General features: G+C 66.3%; 15 protein-coding genes and 1 pseudogene. 6 read left to right on the top strand and 10 right to left on the bottom strand.

Going from position 1 to position 17,642, the window contains the following annotated elements; translation table 11 throughout:
* The first annotated feature begins 14 nt into the window (after window positions 1–14).
* The 5 genes and pseudogenes from ACPP3B_RS12100 to ACPP3B_RS12120 all read left to right on the top strand — a co-directional run bounded on the left by ACPP3B_RS12100 (window position 15) and on the right by ACPP3B_RS12120 (window position 3,242).
* Window positions 15–608 (top strand): JAB domain-containing protein, encoded by a 594-nt coding sequence (locus ACPP3B_RS12100; protein ID WP_409786011.1) that lies wholly within the window; start codon window positions 15–17, stop codon window positions 606–608.
* A 421-nt stretch (window positions 609–1,029) separates the two neighbouring features.
* Entirely contained in the window at window positions 1,030–1,278 is a 249-nt protein-coding gene (locus tag ACPP3B_RS12105; RefSeq protein ID WP_424859135.1) for a hypothetical protein, read from the top strand.
* Window positions 1,279–1,440: 162 nt separating this feature from the next.
* A pseudogene (locus tag ACPP3B_RS12110) lies at window positions 1,441–2,259 on the top strand (sigma 54-interacting transcriptional regulator); the annotation flags it as partial.
* Window positions 2,260–2,314: 55 nt separating this feature from the next.
* Window positions 2,315–2,683, top strand: coding sequence for a YbaN family protein (locus ACPP3B_RS12115; RefSeq protein WP_424859136.1), 369 nt, complete (start codon window positions 2,315–2,317; stop codon window positions 2,681–2,683).
* Window positions 2,684–2,768: 85 nt separating this feature from the next.
* Window positions 2,769–3,242, top strand: a complete 474-nt coding sequence (locus ACPP3B_RS12120) for a universal stress protein (RefSeq protein WP_424859137.1) — start codon at window positions 2,769–2,771, stop codon at window positions 3,240–3,242.
* A gap of 216 nt (window positions 3,243–3,458) precedes the next feature.
* Here ACPP3B_RS12120 and ACPP3B_RS12125 read toward each other — a convergent pair whose 3' ends face one another.
* From ACPP3B_RS12125 to ACPP3B_RS12170, 10 genes are all read right to left on the bottom strand, one after another.
* Window positions 3,459–4,004: a TetR/AcrR family transcriptional regulator gene (locus ACPP3B_RS12125; RefSeq protein WP_424859138.1), complete on the bottom strand. Its 546-nt coding sequence runs from the start codon at window positions 4,002–4,004 to the stop codon at window positions 3,459–3,461.
* A gap of 63 nt (window positions 4,005–4,067) precedes the next feature.
* The gene (locus ACPP3B_RS12130; protein ID WP_424859139.1) at window positions 4,068–4,412 is read right to left on the bottom strand and encodes a hypothetical protein; all 345 of its coding nucleotides are present in this window, start codon (window positions 4,410–4,412) and stop codon (window positions 4,068–4,070) included.
* 192 nt (window positions 4,413–4,604) lie between these two features.
* Window positions 4,605–5,828, bottom strand: a complete 1,224-nt coding sequence (locus ACPP3B_RS12135) for a DUF3322 domain-containing protein (RefSeq protein ID WP_424859140.1) — start codon at window positions 5,826–5,828, stop codon at window positions 4,605–4,607.
* Window positions 5,825–9,238 (bottom strand): ATP-binding protein, encoded by a 3,414-nt coding sequence (locus ACPP3B_RS12140; RefSeq protein ID WP_424859141.1) that lies wholly within the window; start codon window positions 9,236–9,238, stop codon window positions 5,825–5,827. Before ACPP3B_RS12140 ends, ACPP3B_RS12135 begins: the two co-directional genes overlap by 4 nt.
* Window positions 9,231–9,890, bottom strand: coding sequence for a DUF4194 domain-containing protein (locus ACPP3B_RS12145; RefSeq protein WP_424860193.1), 660 nt, complete (start codon window positions 9,888–9,890; stop codon window positions 9,231–9,233). The genes ACPP3B_RS12140 and ACPP3B_RS12145 overlap by 8 nt, the downstream gene beginning before the upstream one ends.
* Before the next feature lie 54 nt (window positions 9,891–9,944).
* Window positions 9,945–11,417, bottom strand: coding sequence for a DUF3375 domain-containing protein (locus tag ACPP3B_RS12150; protein ID WP_424859142.1), 1,473 nt, complete (start codon window positions 11,415–11,417; stop codon window positions 9,945–9,947).
* A gap of 3 nt (window positions 11,418–11,420) precedes the next feature.
* On the bottom strand, window positions 11,421–13,046 hold the full coding sequence (locus ACPP3B_RS12155) for a hypothetical protein (protein WP_424859143.1): 1,626 nt from the start codon (window positions 13,044–13,046) through the stop codon (window positions 11,421–11,423).
* Window positions 13,043–14,374 (bottom strand): restriction endonuclease subunit S, encoded by a 1,332-nt coding sequence (locus ACPP3B_RS12160; RefSeq protein ID WP_424859144.1) that lies wholly within the window; start codon window positions 14,372–14,374, stop codon window positions 13,043–13,045. Before ACPP3B_RS12160 ends, ACPP3B_RS12155 begins: the two co-directional genes overlap by 4 nt.
* Before the next feature lie 53 nt (window positions 14,375–14,427).
* Window positions 14,428–16,524 (bottom strand): restriction endonuclease subunit M, encoded by a 2,097-nt coding sequence (locus ACPP3B_RS12165; protein ID WP_424859145.1) that lies wholly within the window; start codon window positions 16,522–16,524, stop codon window positions 14,428–14,430.
* Between the two features lie 14 nt (window positions 16,525–16,538).
* Window positions 16,539–16,745, bottom strand: a complete 207-nt coding sequence (locus tag ACPP3B_RS12170) for a helix-turn-helix domain-containing protein (RefSeq protein ID WP_424859146.1) — start codon at window positions 16,743–16,745, stop codon at window positions 16,539–16,541.
* Window positions 16,746–16,887: 142 nt separating this feature from the next.
* On the opposite strand from ACPP3B_RS12170, the gene ACPP3B_RS12175 reads away from it, so the two are divergent.
* Complete coding sequence (locus tag ACPP3B_RS12175) at window positions 16,888–17,553, top strand: DUF3489 domain-containing protein (protein WP_424859147.1); 666 nt, start codon at window positions 16,888–16,890, stop codon at window positions 17,551–17,553.
* Window positions 17,554–17,642 lie beyond the last annotated feature (89 nt).

A 17,642-nucleotide genomic window follows, 5' to 3' on the forward strand; every position in this document is an offset into this window, starting at 1 on the left:
TTCAAGGAGGCACCATGAAAGACTTGTCCAACGCCGACCTGCTGGCCGTGCTGGTGGGGCAGGAATTGGCAACTTCGCTGGCCAACCGACCCCTTGCCGAACTGTTTGGCTTCACCAAGCCAAGGCAGACGGCATTGAACGAAACACCTGCGACCTACATCGTCCATCCGGCCCTGGTGGCGGCAAAGGAGCTTTTCGTTCGCTGCATACGTGAGCGTATGGAGAGCGAAGACCTTTGCTTCTCGTCGCCGGAGACGGTCCAGGCGTTTTTGTGCGCCAACATTGGGCACTTGGAACACGAATCGTTCTGGTGTCTGTGGTTGGATGCGCAACATCGCCTGATAGAGGCCGGGGAATTGTTCCGCGGCACTCTCAGAGAATCAACCGTTCATCCTCGGGAGGTCGTGAAGAAGGCGCTGGCCGTCAACGCGGCGGCAGTGATCTTCGCGCACAACCACCCGTCCGGGATGATCAAGCCATCGCGGGCCGATGAAGTGATAACCGCAAACCTTAAGCAAGCGCTTGCGCTTGTGGATGTTCGGGTGCTGGATCACTTCATCGTCGGCGGAAACAAAGCGATGTCCTTCGCAAAAAATGGGTTGCTATAAGACCTCACCGCGCTTCGGCGCGGTTTTTTTTGCGCCTGTTCCGCGGGATGCTCGGCAGCGGTCGCCGCCGTCGGACCGGGGTTGTTCTGGCCAGAGCCGTTGCCGAGTCAGAGCGCCTTCGCCGACTCGTCTCAGTGGGGACGGTCTGGCCGAGACGGCGCCGTTGTCCACAGATTTTGTGGACAAGTTCTCCAGCACCGAGCGCAACCCCCATGGACAAGAGGGTGAGCGCTGGTTTGCTCAAAAAATGAGCACTCGGCGGGACGCTGCATTCATGATAACTGTCATTATCATGACTGCTATTTTTTGCGTGCAACTCGGCCGATCCAGAAATCCGGGGAGAAAAATCAAGGCGAGACAAGGACTTGGAAAGCCACTTGACGGCTGCTAGCATCGCGCCATGCACCAAGGAGCACGCGCGATGGAAATGATCACTCGACAGCAAGCCGCCGACCGGCTGGGCGTGCCCGCGGCCTGGATCGATGGGATGATCGAGGCAGGCGAGCTGCAATACCACGAAGGACCGGACGGCAAAGTCCTCGTCGATGCCGAGGACATCCAGGCGCTGAGGGGAGCCAGCGAGCCGCCGACCGTGCCGTCGCTGTCTCACGTTCGCGCCATGCTCCGGCGCGTCATGGGCGGCCCCGATAAGGTCGAGCAAGGCCAATAACCGACTGCGCCTGTTTTGCGTGTGGCCGTCCACGTCGGGGGACGGTCACGATCTTGCGCGCTTCTTCGCCTGCGCGCGGCGACATCTCCAACCCGACGCGCCCACCCCCTCGCCGCACTCATTCCCCCACGAACCGCCCGTTTGGTCTGGCTAAACACAGCGGTGCATGTGAACTGCGCCGCCCTGCCCGAATCGCTGGCCGAGAGCGAACTCTTCGGCCATGTGCGCGGTGCCTTCTCCGGCGCCACCACCGACCGCCCGGGCCGCTTCGAGGCCGCTGACGGCGGCACCCTCTTCCTCGACGAAGTGGGCGAGTTGCCCCTCACCGTACAGGCCAAGCTGCTGCGCGCCCTGCAAAACGGCGAGATCCAGCGCCTGGGCACCGACCGCCCGCGCCGCGTGGACGTGCGCATCATCGCCGCCACCAACCGCCAGTTGCGCGACCAGGTGCGCGACGGCCATTTCCGCGCCGACCTCTACCACCGCCTGTCCGTCTACCCGGTGCCCATCCCGCCGCTGCGCGAGCGCGAGCAGGACGTGCTGCTGCTCGCCGGCCGCTTCCTCGAACTCAACCGCGCCCGCCTGGGCCTGCGCAGCCTGCGCCTCACCCCCGCGGCCGAGGACGCCCTGCTGCGCTACCCCTGGCCCGGCAACGTGCGCGAACTCGAGCACGTGATCGGCCGCGCCGCGCTCAAGGCCGTGAGCCGCGGTGCTGCACGCCAGGACATCGTGAGCCTGCCCCCCGAACTGCTCGACCTCGACGGCCCCGAGGCGGCCTCGCCGGGCGCCCCGCCCTCGCCGGCGGCCCCGGCGCCTGCCGAGCCGCTGCGCCCTCTGCGGGAAGCGGTGGCGTGCTTCGAACGTGAACAGATCGCACGGGCCCTCCAGGCCCATGGCGGCCAGTGGGCCGCGGCCGCCCGCACCCTCGGTCTGGATGCCAGCAACCTGCACAAGCTCGCACGCCGCCTGGGGATGAAGTGAGCCCACCCCGTCCGGGCTACCATCGGGCCCACCTCCGCCCGTGTGAGCGCTGCCGATGATCCGACACACCCGCCTCCTGCTCTGGCGCACGCTGGCCAGCGTGTCGCTGCTGCTGGGGCTGGTGGGCGTGGTGCTCCCGGTGCTGCCCACCGTGCCCTTCCTGCTGTTGGCCGCCTGGGCCGGCGGACGTGGGTGGCCCAGCCTGGAGGCCCGGCTGCTGGCCCACCCGCGGCACGGCCCCGTGATCCGTCAATGGCGCGAGCGCGGCGCCGTGCCCCGCCGGGCCAAATGGCTGGCCACGGCCATGATGCTAGGCAGCGCCACCGTCCTCTGGTGGAGCCCCGTGGCGCCCTGGATACGCGGCGCGGTTTACCTCGTCTTGCTGGGCGTGGCCCTGTGGTTGTGGCGCCGCCCCGAGGCCTGAGCGGGGCCTGCTTGATCCCCCTCTGGGCAGGCAAGGGGCTTCTGGGGTAGAAAGGACGCACACCCACAACACCCGGGAGAGCATCATGAAGATCCTGCTGCCTGTGGACGGCTCCGAGCTCTCGCTGTGGGCCGTGCGCCATGCCGTCGAACTGGCCCGCAGCGGCTTGCAGGCCCGCTTCGTGCTGGCCAACGTGCAGGAGCCGCCCACCCTGTACGAGGTGGTCACCGTGCATGACGCCGAGGTGCTCGAAGGTGTGGCCGAGGGCGCGGGCCGTCATGCCCTGGAGGGCGCCGAAACGCTGCTGCGCGAGGCCGGGCTGCCCTTCGACAGCGAAATCGCCAGCGGCGACCCGGCCCACACGCTCATCGAGCTGGCCGAGACCCATGGCTGCCAGGCCATCGTGATGGGCGCCCGCGGCATCGGCGCGCTGCGCGCCGGCCTCTTCGGCTCCGTCTCGCGCGCAGTGCTCGACGACGCCCCCGTGCCCGTCACCATCGTCAAACCCCCCGAACCCGACGCGGCCGCCGAGGCGCTGGACGAGCCAGGCGTGGATTGACGGGTCATCGCGGGCAGTGACGGCCCATTCAACGATGAGCAGACGCTCACAAGCGGCACCGTGGTCGATGCACCCCTGATTGCCGCACCGGCTCCACCAAGAACAATAGCGGCGAGCGTGCCCCCGAAATGCATGTCTGACCTGCCGCCCGAAATGTCCAGTTCTTCACGCCAAAGTCAACAGACCGCTTCGCTGCAAGAAAGGACCGGTGTCCGTTCATGACGCGCTTGCCAGCAGCGCGCGCAACTCGGCTTCGATCGCGCGCCATCGCTGCTTGTTCATCTTCACCAAGCCGAAGTGGCGCAGCATGAACGCGCCTTCGGCAGCCAAGAATGCGATCCAGGCGCGGCGCTGCTCGGCGCTCGTGTGATCGAGTCCGGTCAGCCGTTCCCGATACCACTGGCGCACGCCCTCCAGATCTCGCGGCGACTGCAGCAGCGCAGCCAACAAGCCGGCGGCCTTGGCGCTGGAGAGGTCGTCGGATCCGAAAGTAGCAGCCACGTGGGCACGCACCTTGCCGATGGTCGAGGCGTCGGTGCCCGTCATCTCGCGATAACAACGGTCATAGGCCTGCCCGAATCGCTCGAACAGCGCATCGATCAATGCCGCCTTTGTCCTGAAGCACGACTGGACCCCCCCTTTGCTGATGCCTGCTGCCTGGGCCACGGCATCGATGGTCAGTGCCGAGGCCCCGTGTCGCCGGACCAACATGTCTGCGGCGTCGAGCACCGCCTCTCGGTCAATGGAGCGGGGGCGGCCCATGCCATCGCCTCCTGTCGATATCAATACGGTCGTATGATAACGGCGACACCCCACTCTGAAGCCTCACCGATCGATCCCATGCAAGCTGCCGCTCATCCCTCCTGGGGGCGTCGCACCTGGCCCGTGGCCCTCGTGGGCTGGGTGGGCGTGCTCGCCTTGCTGGGCCAGCCGCTGCCCGCCGTGCCCGCGGATCTGGCCGCACAGTGGGCCGCGCTGCCGCATTGGGCCCAGCGGGCGGTCTTGATCGTCCAGCCCGGGCTGCTGGTGCTGGCCGCCAGCGCGGTGGGGGCGGCCGTGGCCCATCGGGTGGGCTTGCGCAGCGCGCTGGCCGGCACCGGTGCCTGCCCGCGTGGCCAGACATGGGCGGGGGTCGCGCTGCTCGGCGCGTGCGTGGGCGGTCTCGTGCACGGGCTGGATCGGCTCTGGGCGCCGCACTTGGGCACGGCCTGGCTGGCCCTGGCGCACGCCCAGTCGGCCCAGCCCAGTCCCCCGTGGTGGATCGGCCCGCTTTATGGGGGGCTGGCCGAGGAGGTGATCGCGCGCTGGGGCCTTCGGTATTGGTGGCGGGTAGTTTACCCAGCGGAAAAGCGGCTCCCGAGCTTACGAGCGAGGGAACGGGGCCACGGGGGCTCCCGAGGGGAGACAGGCCAGTCGATCGCACAACCAGCCAAACCCCACCCGCTCCTGCTCCAGACGCAGCCGGGGCTGGTGGCGATCGAATCGGAGGTCGTCATAGACCGCCGTCTCCTCGGCCGTGAGACGCGCCAGGTCGTGGCGCGCAGGGTCGGGCTCCTCGCCCCAGTGCAGGCGGTGGGCAAGGAGAGTCTCACGGTCCATGAGGAAGGACGCCGCGTGCGGAAAGTAACCACGCAGATGGTCGAGGATGGCGAAGCCGTGGGTGTCGATGTCGCCCCAGTAGTGCAACTCGCATCGATGCAGCCACGAGGCGCGCGCTAGCGGTTCCCAACCGTAGCCTGCACCGAAGACGACGATGGCACCCGCAGCCGGCGGGAAGGCGAGGAAGTTGGTCTCGTTCTCGGTGATGAAGACGCGCCGGGCCGGTAGCGTCAACGCCGCGAAGCTCGCGGCGTCCAGCGTGATGTCGGGCAGGCTCTGCGGTGAGGATAGGCAGCCCGGAAGGCTGGGCAGCGATGGGTCGAGCAGACGAAACCGAATCCGGACGGGCTTGTCGAGGAAGCCAAATCGGCGCGCGAACTGCGCGACGCCGGTCGCGTCAAGCTCGATGACTTCGGGTGGCAGAGCCAGGTCCAGCAACTCGGCCAAGACGCCTCGGTGGCCCTCGATGAACTTGCTGTCCACGCCGGGCACGTCAACCTGGCGCAGGTACACGCCCGGTCGAGGATGGGCCTGCAGCCATGCGACGACGGCCAGCAGACGCCCCCAGCGGTCGGCCAAGGCCAGCGCCTGCAGCGGCCGCCGAGACAACCAGGCCAGCAACACGGGCTGGGTGGCGGCCGTCTGCTGCCACACGGCCTCGAACCGCTGTGCCTGGCGTGCCTTGCCGATGAAGGCCAAGGCGTCCTGCAGGGTGTCGAGCCAGACGGCCACAGGAAGCCGCTGCGTCCCTTGGACGCGGTGATTCCACTCGCGCCATTCGATTCGGACCTGAGGGGTATCGGCGATGGCGCGCACCCATTCACGAACGGCCTCGAAGCGGTCGGACAGGTCGGCAGACGACGGGATTTTAAGATTCAGGCGCAGCGGCCACAAAACGGTGTCCGTCACCGCCGCGCGCAGCAAGTCGCCCCGATCCCACAAACGTTGGACCTGGGCGCGCAGATCGGCAGGCGTGGTCCAGCTCATAGCGCCGCGCCGTCTCCGGCGGCTTGGGATTCGGCCATCCCGTCCACGGTATCTGCCGCTTTCTGCGCCCGGTACTCCTCGATCGACAGGCAGCGCAGCCGCGAGTCGCGCCCGCCCTCGTTGTGCACGAAACCCACGCTGGCCACGAAGGGCTCGATGATGTGGATCTTCTGCAGCGGCGTGACGATCAACAGCTGCAGCTTGAGCTGCTGGAACAAGCGCAACCCGTACTGCGCCGACTCGTCCGATCCGCGCCCGAAAGCCTCGTCGATCACGACGAAGCGGAACGACCGCGAACGAACGGCGCCCCACTCCAGCCCGAATTGGTAGGCCAGGCTCGCGGCCAGCACGGTGTAGGCCAGCTTCTCCTTCTGACCGCCCGACTTGCCGCCCGAGTCCGAATAGTGCTCGTGCTCGGCCCCGTCGGCGCGCCAGCGCTCGCTGGCCGAGAACAGGAACCAGTTGCGTACGTCGGTGACCTTGGCGGCCCAGCGCCGGTCGGCGTCCGACAGCCCTTCACGACCTCGGAAGCGGTCGATGATGGCCTTGACCTGCAGGAATTTGGCTTCCGAATACTGTTCGTCGGCCGAGCCCGTCATCGCGCCCTCGGTGCACGCCCGCAAATCCTGCTGGAAGTCGCGGATCTCCGCATCCGGGCTGGGCTGGGCCACCAGCTTGATGTACCGGCCGGGGTTGTAGTCGATGGCCTCAAGCGACTGGTTGATGAAATCGACGCGCTCCTTGATCGTCTCGCGCTCGCGGGCGAGCTGGGCGTTGAAATTGGCGATCTCGTTGATCGTGTTGACGTTCAATAGCTCCTTGAAGCGCGCCTCGAATCGCGGCAGGTCATCGCGCTTCAAGCCGTCGAGCATCCGCTCGTATTCCGGCAGCGCCGCCAGTGCAACGTCCATCTCGACGGTCTCGGCCTTGAACTCCTCCTTGAAACCGCGCATGGCATTGACGATGCGCTCGGTGAGCCGCGCCAGGCGCTTGTCCTCGGCGTCGATGTGCTGCTGCAGCCGTTGGCGCACCTCCTGCTCGCGGTTGTCGCAAGACTCGACCGACAGTTGATGCTCGCCCAGCGCCTTCGAACGATATCCATCCAGGTGCTCGATCTGCTCCTCCGTCAGCGGCGAGTCGTTCCAAATGTGGACCGTCTGATTCCGCAGTTCCTGCGCCGTCGCATGCTTGGTTGCGACCTCAGCGCGTTTGTCTCGGGCCTCGTCGCGCTTGCGTTCCGTTTCCGCGAGCCGGCCTTGCGCCGCTTTGAGCTGGTGCCCCAGCTCTTGCAGCGTGTTGGATGCGGCTTCAAGCCGCACGCGCTCCTCGGCGAGCAGCGCGATCTGGCGCGCCGGGCTCATCCAGTCTATTTCGGCAAAGCGCGTGAACTCTTCCAGCTTGCTCAGTGCCTCCAGCCGCCCCCGCAGCTCGTTGCGCGCTTGCTGGATCTCGCCCAGGCGCTGCCCAAGTGTGGCGAGCCTTGCCTCCAGACGCTCCCGCTGGTCTCGCAGGGCCCGCAGCTTGTCGGCATTGCTCCAACCGAGCACATAGCGGCTGCGGTCGTCGATCCGGCTGCGGTCGTCCTTCTCGTGGCGACCGCTCGGGTCCTTGATTTGCCCTGCGCGCGTGATGGCGCGCGCCTCACGGCGAAACTGCTCTCCGGTGTCGCAGCAGGCGACGTCGAAGCGACTCCGAAGCTCCTGTTCCAGCCACTCATAGTGGGGTGAATCGGTCTTGATGGCGAGCTTGCGCACCAGCGACTGCGGATGCAGCGCCGCGCTTTGCACCGGCTTTCGCGGACGCACATGGAAGTACACCAGTCGGGCGCCGAGATGTTGGCGGTCCACCCAGTCCGCCACGGCCTGGTAGTGCGCATCCGGCACCAGCAGAGCAAGACCAAAGCCGCGCAGCAGCCGCTCGGCGGCGCCTTCCCAATCGCGCTGGTCGTCACGCACCTGGATAAGTTCGCCCGCGAAAGGCAGCTCGTCCTCGCCGATGCCCAACGCCGCGCACAACGCCTCGCGAATGCGAGCTTGGGCGGCGTCGATGTTGCTCTTGCGACGCTGGAGACTGTCGATCTCGTCGGACAAGGCCGCGTGCTCTTCGCGGCCCTTGCGAAACGCGAAGTCCTCCTCGCGCTCGCGGTTGTCCAAGTCGGCGATGCGCTCGCGCAAGTCTTCGGCACGCTGGGCAATGCTTTGCTGTTGAGCGAGGAAGCCGGCTTCATCCCCCGGCGCCGTCTCGTCGATGCGCGTCAGCAAGTCGCGATAGCGGTCGGCGCGTTGCTTGCGTTGCGCTTTGTCCTGCTCAAGACGGCGAATCTCTGCTGCCAGTTCCTCCAGGCGATCGCCGCCGTTGTCGCGCAGGGCGCGTTCCAGACGGCCGACCTCGATGCGCTCGGCTTCGCGCTGGGCGTCGAGACGCTCGATCTGCGCATCCAGCCTGGTTGCATCCTGCGCCAGCAGGTCAAGCCGGCGGTCCAGCAGCTCGCCCTTGAGCTTGGCGAAATACGGTCGCAGCTGATCGCGCGCCTCCCGCAAGCCCTGAATCTCGGCGGCCAGCGACTGATGACGATGGCCATCCTCGATCAAGGGCGTGAGCATCTCCACCTGCCGCTTGGCCTTGAGCACCGCCTGATGCGCCCGGTCCAGATCGTCGAAATGGCGGATCAGCGCCTCGATGCGTTGCCCCGAGTCGAAGGGCTCCAGCATGTGGCTGCGCACGAAGTCGGTGAGATTGCCCACCGACTTCATCGAGACGGTCTGGTGGAACAGTTCAAGGGCCTGTTCATGCTCGATGCCGAAGCGTCGGCGGAACCAGGCGCCATAGGGCGGGAAGCTGTCGAACAGCTCGCAGCCGGCGCCGCGCAGCTTCTTGCGCAGGGCGCCGATGTCGCTGCCGAAGCCGCTGAAGTCCTCGGCGATGGCCAGCGCCCGCTCGGCGGTCACGAACAGGCGCGCCGGCTGGCCCTGCGGGTCCTTCAGCCAGAACACCTGGGCCAGCGTCACGGCCTGATCGTAGCCCTCATTGCGGAAGACGCTGAGGATGACCGAGTAGCTCGACGCATCGCGCAGCGCCACAGGCTTGGCCGTGCCGGTCACCTCGTTGCGCTCGCTCTTGTAGTGGCCGAGCACGTAAGAGCGCAAGGAGCGCTCGCGCGCATCCGCCCCGGCGGCCTTGTTGTAGGCCACGCGATGTGCTGGCACGAGCAGGGTGGTGATGGCATCCACCAGCGTAGACTTGCCCGAGCCAATGTCGCCGGTCAGCAGGCCATTGCGTCCGGCCAGCGCCAGCCGCCAGACGCGCTGGTCGAAGGTGCCCCAGTTGAGCACCTCCAGCCGGTCGAGCCGAAAGCCCACCCGGCTGTCGTCGGCGACGAAGTCCAGCCCGAGCGTCGGTGCCTCAAGCATCGGCCTTCTCCTGACGGGCACCAAGACCCGCGCCGCCCGACAGCGCCGTGCGGTAAACCTCCAGCCGCGCATCGAAGTCGGCCAGCCACTGCGCATCCACAAAAGCCTTGAGAATGCGCCGCACTTCATAGCGGCCCGGGTCTTGCGCGCTGCCTGCCGCGGGCTTGAGCCGGCGCAGGAAGCCCAGATCCACCACTTTGGTGATCGTCGCGTCCACCTGGTCCATCAGCCGGGCCTCGTTGGGGCCCTCGGGCAGGAACACCCGCATCATCTCGGCGATGTCCTCGCGCGCGAGCACCAGGCGCGTGTCACCGCCACCCGCATCGAACTCGGCCAGGCGCTTGCGCAGCAAGGCCAGCATCAGGCTCACCGAGTAAGACAGCGGCCGGCGTGCCACCAGCCGCGGCAGGCGTGGCGCGCCCTCCGCTTCGTCGGCGTCCGGGCGGCTCTTCAAAAAGGCATAACCCTCGGCCTCGTCCAGCACCAGATCGAGCAGCAGCACCGCGGCCTGTTCGCGCACCCGCGCCTGCAGGCGCAGCAGGCCGGCCCACAAGCGCTCGTCATCTTCGCGATACAGCACGCCCTTGAGCAACTGCACCATGAGCTGCGACAGCTCGGGCACTGCGGCTGGCACGCCGGGCGGCGTGCCCATCGGGCCGTCGTCATCGAGCGCTTCGTTCATGTTCCTCATTCCCTGCGGCGGACATCAGCGCGTGAAGATCACGCGGGGCAGGCGTGCCGCGCGCATCACGGCGTGGCCCGCAGCATCGGTGCTCTGCCAGCGAATCGTCTCGGGATGGCTATCGTCCACCACGACTCGCCAACCGTTCGCTGTCTCACTGCCATCGGTAGCATGGGCCAGCTCCAGGTAGGCCACCAGCTCGGCCAGGCCCTGGCGCAGCGGCTCGGCCTCCACCAGTTCGCGCAGGGTCACCTGCGGGCGATGGCGCAGCGCGGCTTGCACCGTGGCGCGCAGGCGGGCTTTGTCCACGACGATCTGATCGAACAGGCGTGCGGTGTCAACATCGTCATCACCGGCCAGCACGGCGAGATCGGCCAGACGCGGCTTCAGGCTCGGGGTGAACAAGGGCCGCTCCAGCGGCAGTTCGATGTCGGCCCCCATCGCGTCGATATGCATCACCGTACCGACGGGGGCGGTATCGCGCAGGGCCAGCGCCTGGGTCTCGATGCTGCGCAACAGATCCAGGATGCGGCGGTTCTCCAGAAAGGCCCGGTCGTCGAGGAAGCGGCGCAACTGCTGCGAGAGCATCGCCACCGTGCGCTGCGTGTGCTCGCCGGCCTCCAGCCAATCGTGGTGCACGCGGCGGGTGCGCGGATCGGGTTTCAGTTCTGCCACGGCGGGAAGCCGCAGCACCTGGTCGAGCCGCTCGGAGAGCTCCTCATGCCGACGGCTGGACATCAAAAAGTCCCAGAAGGCGCGGAAGCTGCGGCCCTGGTCGGAGTCGCCGATGGCATCACGCTCGCCCATGATTTCATCGAGCAGCGCGCCCTTGCTGCCCTCCCACAACGCGATCTTCTCGCGCACCTTGCGGTCGAGCCCGCGGAAGTTGTGCTCCACCTCGCGGAAGTCGGCCAAGAGCTCGCGCGCCAGTTGCTGGAACTGCAGGAAGCGGTCTTTGACCGCCGTGTCGTCCAAGAGCGGCATGTCACCGGCCAGCACGCGGGCGATTTCGGCGTCCAGTTCGTCGCGCTTGGCGCGCAGGTCGGCCACGCGCTTGATCGGGTCGGCCTCGGTGCCGGCACTGATCTGCTCCAAGAGCGCGAACAGCGTCAGCAAGCGCGACTCGGTGCCGACGAAGGGCCGCTCGGTGAGCGACACCAGCCAGGCGATGGCCTTCTCGGTGGCCGGCGTCAGATCGAACTGCGCCTCGTCCGTGCCCGGCTTGTAGAACTTGCGCAACCAGCCCTTGTCCGGCGCGGCCCAGTCGTTGAGATACTCCCGCGCCGCTTTAGGGTAGGCTTCTGTCCCCAGTTCCTCGCGTAAAGAGTAAAGCTCGTCCTCCAGCGCTTCGGCCAGATCGGCCTCGCTCATCACGCGCACGTTCGGCGTCACGAACACCCGGTGCAGGAAGCTCGCCACCAGCGGCGCATGCGGCGAGGCCAGCAGCCGCCAGGCGGGGTGGCGGTCGCGCAGGGTGGAGAGGGTGGCGTGGTCCATCGATCATGCGCCCATGCCGCTCAGCCCATAGAAGATCTCGATGCTCTCGGTCAGGGCCTCCTCCAGCTGACGCGTGCTGTCAAAGCGCAACTGCTGCCAGCTCTTGAGGTTGAAGCCGATGTCGCTTTCCAGCTCGGCGCCGCGCGCCTTCTTGTCGGCGATGAGGATGAAGTTCTCTTGCGCCTGGCCCTTGCCCCGGTTCAGCCCCATGAGGTAGCCGATCTCGTGGTAGACGTTGCGGTTGCCAAAGCTCAGGTCGGCGATCAACAGCCCGCAGCCCTCAATCACCTTCAGGATTTCGTCGTCGATGGTGTAGCTGTGGCCCTTGTTGAACTGGTCGATGCGAATCTCGCGCAGCCGGATGTCGAGTTGGTGCTTGTCGTTGATCTGGCGCACCGTCTTCTTGATGGTCTCGAAGGTTTCCTTCGTTTCCTCGCGGAAGGCCATGGAGATGAAGATCTGGCGCTGGCGCGCGGTGAGCACGCTCTCGAACACGTCCACCAGGCTTGCCGCGTCCACGGCCTGCGTGCGGCCCAGGTGGTAGTGGTAGCCCAGGCCGCGCGTGGTGGTGGCCGGGCTCAGGCGGTCGATGCGGTTGGTTTCGATCCAGCGGGCAAAGGCCGCGAGTTGCCGCCCCTCGTTCTTGAGCGCGAAATAGACGAAGGCCGTCAGCACCCCGTGGCAGCCCGCCTCGCGCAGCGCCGCGCGGGTCGGCTCGGCGTAGTGCGCGTTGACGGCGATCAGTGCTTTGCGGATGCGATCTACCTCGCCCTGCAAGCGCGCGGCATCGGCCTCGCTGGCCACCGCCTGCTTGGCCGTGAGGAACTGCGCCAGCCCCAGGGCCAGCGTGTGCCGGTTCTCGAAGTGTTGGCTCAGGCCCCCCAGGAAATCGGCCTGGAACTGCGGCAACAGGTGGCGCGCCAGCCAGTAGGCAGGGCCGAAGCTCGGTCGGGTGAGCAAGTCCTCGTCGCTGAACAGGGCGTCCTCGCCGGTTTGCAGGATCAGGCGCAGGTTCTCCTCCGAGGTCAGCGGGATCTGCTTGGCGTTGATGTTGTGGAAGACCACCTTCTCGAAGCGCCGCTTTTCGGTCGGGTCCTGGTGCAGCACGAGGCAAAATGGCGTCTCCAGACCCCAGGCGGCATCACCGGGCTTGAGGTCGCGCGCCGCGCTCAGGCGGTGGTTGCCGTCGATGCGGAACAGCCGCAGCCCATCGTCGCGCCCGAGCTGTTCCTCGGGGATCTCCAGATAGGCCAGCGTGGGCGCGGCGCTGCCGCCCACCACCTCCAGCCCCTTGGGCAGCTTGGTCTTGACCACGCGCACGGTCAGCCCGTCCACGTTGGACTTGAAGGCCTTGCCCGCGTGCAGGTCCGCCAGCGCTTGAACGTCCCTGGCCTTGCCCCGTGCCTTGGCATAGTCGTAGGCCAGCGCGGCCGACAGCACCACCTCGGGGAAAAACAGAAACTGCTGGTCGGCCAGGAACTGTGCGATCTCGCTGCGGTGGGTTTCGATCAGGTTGCGCTGATAGGCTGGGTCGAAGCGCGAGCAGCGCGCCAGCTCGCCCAGCGGCGCCACACCGCGGATGACGGTGAAGCCGCCCAGCGAGGTGTGCAGGATGCCGGAGAGGATCATGCCGTGGCTCCCTGGAGCAGTTGTTGTTCGAAGCGTTCGCGGGCTTGTTGCCAGACGGTTTCGGCGTGGGCGCGCAGACGAGCCGCCTCAAGCTGGCAAGCCGTGGCTTGATCCACGATGCGCTGCTGCGTCGGCATATCGGCCAGCGGAATGAGCAGATTCACCACATCCTCGTTGGCCAGCCGGGGGTGGGTGTTGCCGGTCATCATGTGCTTGGTCTGCGCCACGATGAGTTGCGTGCGCATCACCACGGCCAGATAGGCGGGCAGCAGCGCGCTGCCGTCACGCACCCGCATCACGTGGAACTCGGTCGAGCACACCCCAGCGAAAGCCGCGAGCCAGACTTTATTGAGGTAAGGGCGCAGACGGCCATACAACACGTCTTGTGGTTCGAAGGCAAAGCACTGCCCGGCGGCAGACTCCACAGCATCGGTCAGCTGCCCGGTGTGGCTGGCCACCGAGGCCAGCCCGATGTAGCGCTGGCTACCCGGTGTGGCCACCAGTTGGCGCTCGAAGCTCACCAGTTGGCCCAGGGGCGCGTTCGACAGTTGGCGAATGGCCCGCAGCGCCGTCATGCGCTCGGGGTGAAAGTAATCGGCCGACAGCGTGGCCGACTGCTTGGCCAGCCCCAGCCGGATGGCGTAGGCCGCTTGAGTGGGCGGCGGCACATCGGGCAAGCCCAGCAGTCGACACACGTGCTGGTCGATCGAGCCCAGCAGACGCTCCGCCTCCGCCAGCGCCCGATCCCGCTCGGCGCGGGCGGCGTCGAGTTCGGCGACAAGGCGGCGTTGGACATCGATGGGGGGAACGGGGATTTCCAACTGCTCAAGAAACGACGCCGGAACGCGCTGATGCCCTGATGATCCGGTAAATGCCGCTTGGGCTGCATAGAGCAAGCGCGGCATGGTGAGCAGGGCCCAGAGGAACGAACACGAGACATCTTCGGCTGCTCTGATGACGTGAAACTCCGTCGATCCGAAACCAAGGCCGTTTACCAAGCCATGCACCACAGCAGCCTTGCCGTTTTGCATGCACGGTGTGATCTTGGCCCACAACACGTCGCCGTCCTGGAAACTGGTATAGCCCTTGCGCACTTCGGCGAGGGGCCTCTCGCTATGGGTAAAACCTCCTGTTCGCTCTTCCACTGCTTCCATGGGAATGAAAGAGACCGTGGCCTCTTCAGGCAAATGCGACAGATCAGTCTTGGGGTTGACACCCGCCACATCGGGCGATCCGAGGCGCTTAATGGGCCATGGCGCTGCACTCAGCGCCTGCCGCAGTTGCTTGAGCGCCATCACCTGCGGACTGACGGACAGCGCTTGCTCCACTGCTTCCCCCCGCCTCACCGCAAAGCAAACCGCTTGCCCTGCGGGGGCGGGGGTCAGACGAAAAAAGGTTCGGGGCTTGTCTTGAAGGCCGCGTACTGGCCCAGCAGGCCGCTGCCGGGGATGACCTCGCGGTGGCGCTCGATCCAGCGCCCGGGCTTCTTGCCCTCGCCGGGCACCCAGTCGAAGCTCACTTTCCAGTCGAACAGGTCGCAGCGCTGGCGCTCCACGCGGCTGAGCCCCGGCACTTCGCTCAACACCTCCACCTGGTAGGTGGTGCGGCCGGTGGCGTCGTAGCCGATGTTCTCGGCCATGGCCATGAAGATGGCTTCGTCGTCGCTGGCGGGCTGGCCGGGCTGGCGCTTTTCCAGGAACACCACGCTGCTCTTGACGCCGGCGCCGAAGTGGGCAAAGGCAAACTGCGGCAGGCTCACCACGGCCAGCACCTTGAAGCGCTCCAGCAGCCAGTCGCGCACGCCTTGCAGGCTGGCGTTGGTGAGCAGGCCGTCGGGCAGCACCACGGCGGCCTGGCCGCCGGGTTTGAGCAGTTGCCAGATGCGTTCGCAGTAGATGACTTCGGTCTTGACGCTGGCGCGCTGCTTGATGGCCTTTTTGCCGGCCTTGGGGTCGGCGCTGTCGTCTTCGGGGTCGTCCTCGTCTTTGCCGCCGCCCTTGCCCACGTAGCGCGAGAGCTCGTAGCTCTTGAGGTAGCTGTGCAGCTCTTCCTTGATGACGGCGCCAAAGGGCGGGTTGGTGGGGATCTTGCTGAAGCCCTTGCGCTCGTCGCGGCGGAACACGTCTTCGATGCGGCCGGTCTCGGGGTTGAACTCGGTGTCGCGCTGGATGCCCATGATGCGCGCGAAGGCGTCGTTCTTGAGGGCGAGGGCGCCCAGCGGTTCCAGCGCGTCGTGGCCGATGACGTTGGTGTGCCCGTCGTCGTGCACGATCATGTTCATCTTGGCCACGCGGGCGATTTCTTCGTTGATCTCGATGCCGAAGAGGCGTTTTTCCGCGAAGCTGTGCCAGTAGTTGAAATGCTCTTTGCTGTCTTCGTCGTAGTACTGGCTGGCGAGCTTGCGCACGTGGTCCAGCGCGTGCAGCAGGAAGCCGCCTGAGCCGCACGCCGGGTCGATCACGTCGTCGTCGGCGCGGATGTCCAACATCTGGATGGCGAAGGCGATGATGTTGCGCGGCGTGAAGTACTGGCCGAAGTCGCCCTTGAAAAAGCCGTCCATGAACTGCTCGAAGGCCACGCCCTTGGTGTCCAGGTCCGTGGCGGTGAGGTTCACGCCCTCCAGGTGCAGCACCACGTTCTTGAGCGTGATCTCGTCGATCTTGATGTCTTCGTTGAAGACGTCGGGCTCTTTTTGCCGCTCGATGGCGTACAGGGCCTTGATGCGCTCGGCCAGGCGCTTGGGCGTTTCGAAAGTCTTGACCTGGAAGGCGTAGGGCTCACCCTTTTTGCGCGGCGTTTTCTCGTCGCGGGTCTTCAGGAAGATGAGCTTGGTCAGTTCGCCAAAGGCCATGGGGGGCGACAGCCGCCCGCCGCCCCACAGGGTCTGGTGGCACTTGCGGATGGTCTTGATCAGGTCGTCGCGGCTGACGGCGGCGATGTCGGGCTTGCCGGGGGCCTTGTGGTAGTACTTGTATTCCTCGGGCTTGCCGTACTGCGCGGGCAGGTCGGCAATGATGTTGGCCTCGCGCTCGAGCACGCCGAAGCGGTCGGAACAGTCGAAAAAGGCTCGTGTCTGCCCGGCGATGACGCCCACGTACTCGGCGCGGAATTTGTGCGCATGGCCGTTGCCGAAGGCTTGTTCGATGGCCTGCTTGAACTCGGTGTCGGTGACGGCATCGCGCTTGCACTCGATCACGGCAAAAGGCTTGGTGCGCGCCGCGTCGCGAAAGACCACCAGGTCGGCCCGGTCGACCGGGGTGCGGTCGGGCACGGTGACTTCCACGCCGATGCACTCAGGCACGTAACCGTATCGGTAGATCAATTCTGCGTAGTACGCGGCACGGACCTTTTCCTCCGGGTCGGACCACTTTTCCGCGACATTCACCGCCACGTAGCGAATCTTCTCGGTCTTGCCGCTGGCGATGAGCTGCAGGTGACCATCCGCGATGGCGCGCTGGACGAGATCGTTGATTTCCATGTTCGTGATGGCCTTCAGTTGGTTTGTTTATGGGTGTCGGCGGCTTCATCCGCGCCCCCGGCGCGCACCCAGTCGTCCACTTCGGACAGCTTGAACTTCCACAGACGCCCGACGCGGTGCGCCGGCAGCCCGCGGTGTTCCCGCCAGCGGTACACGGTGTCCTTGGCCACGCCCAGGTGTTGCGCGACCTGCTCGACGGAAACCCACGGTTCTGTGGTCATGGTGTCCGCGCTTGCCAACTGGAAGCGCCTCAGGTGGATTAAACCGGATGAAAGTCTATCAGCTGGGAAATGCGCTCCCAAGCTTGGCTTCGGGGCGGAGCTGCGCGTGAATCGGGGCGTAGCGATCACTCCGGAGGCCCCCATGGACACGACCCCCAAGCTCACCCCGACTCAAGCCCTGCTGCTACGCACTGCCGCCCACCGCGCCGATGGACAAGTGATTCCGCCTGAGACGCTGCGCGGTGGCGCACGGGTCAAGGTGCTGACTGCGCTGCTCGATCGTGGCTGGATCGAGCCCGCCGACGGCTACCACGTGCTGACCGACGCGGGCTACGCGGCCATCGGCCAACAGCGGCCTGTTCCGCCGGATGGCGTCGCGAAGTGCGACACCACCGACGACCTCCAACTTCTGGAGGGCATCCCGGTGCGCCCTGGCACCAAACTCGCCGCGCTGGTGGTAGCGCTGCGCCGCCCGCAGGGGGCAACCAGTCTGCAACTGATGCTGGCGACCGGCTGGCAGCCGCATTCCGTGCGCGGCGCGATCTCGGGCCTGCTGCGCAAGCGCCTGGGCCTGAACGTGGTGCTGACGCACAACGCAGCCGGAGAGCGGGTGACCGCATCGGCTGACGGTCAGCCGCGCCGCAAGGGGTCGGAGTTCAGGTCCGGCCCTTGGGGTACGCACGACGTGCGTACCCTGGCCGTCCTTCCGGTCGCTGGCCGTGGCGGCAGCGCTGGCCTGCAAACCGCAAACCCTGCAAACCTCGGTTTGCAGTCTGACGCTAGAAAGTCGCCCCTGAAATATTCATAACCTCATGATTTTTCTTGTGTTATTGTCTGTTTGCGAGTACAATTTCCCCCAGATTTGATGGTCTGATGCGCCGTTTTCTGGGAGTTTTG

The sequence above is a fragment of the Tepidimonas sp. HKU77 genome, from assembly GCF_049728535.1.
Lineage (GTDB): Bacteria > Pseudomonadota > Gammaproteobacteria > Burkholderiales > Burkholderiaceae_C > Tepidimonas.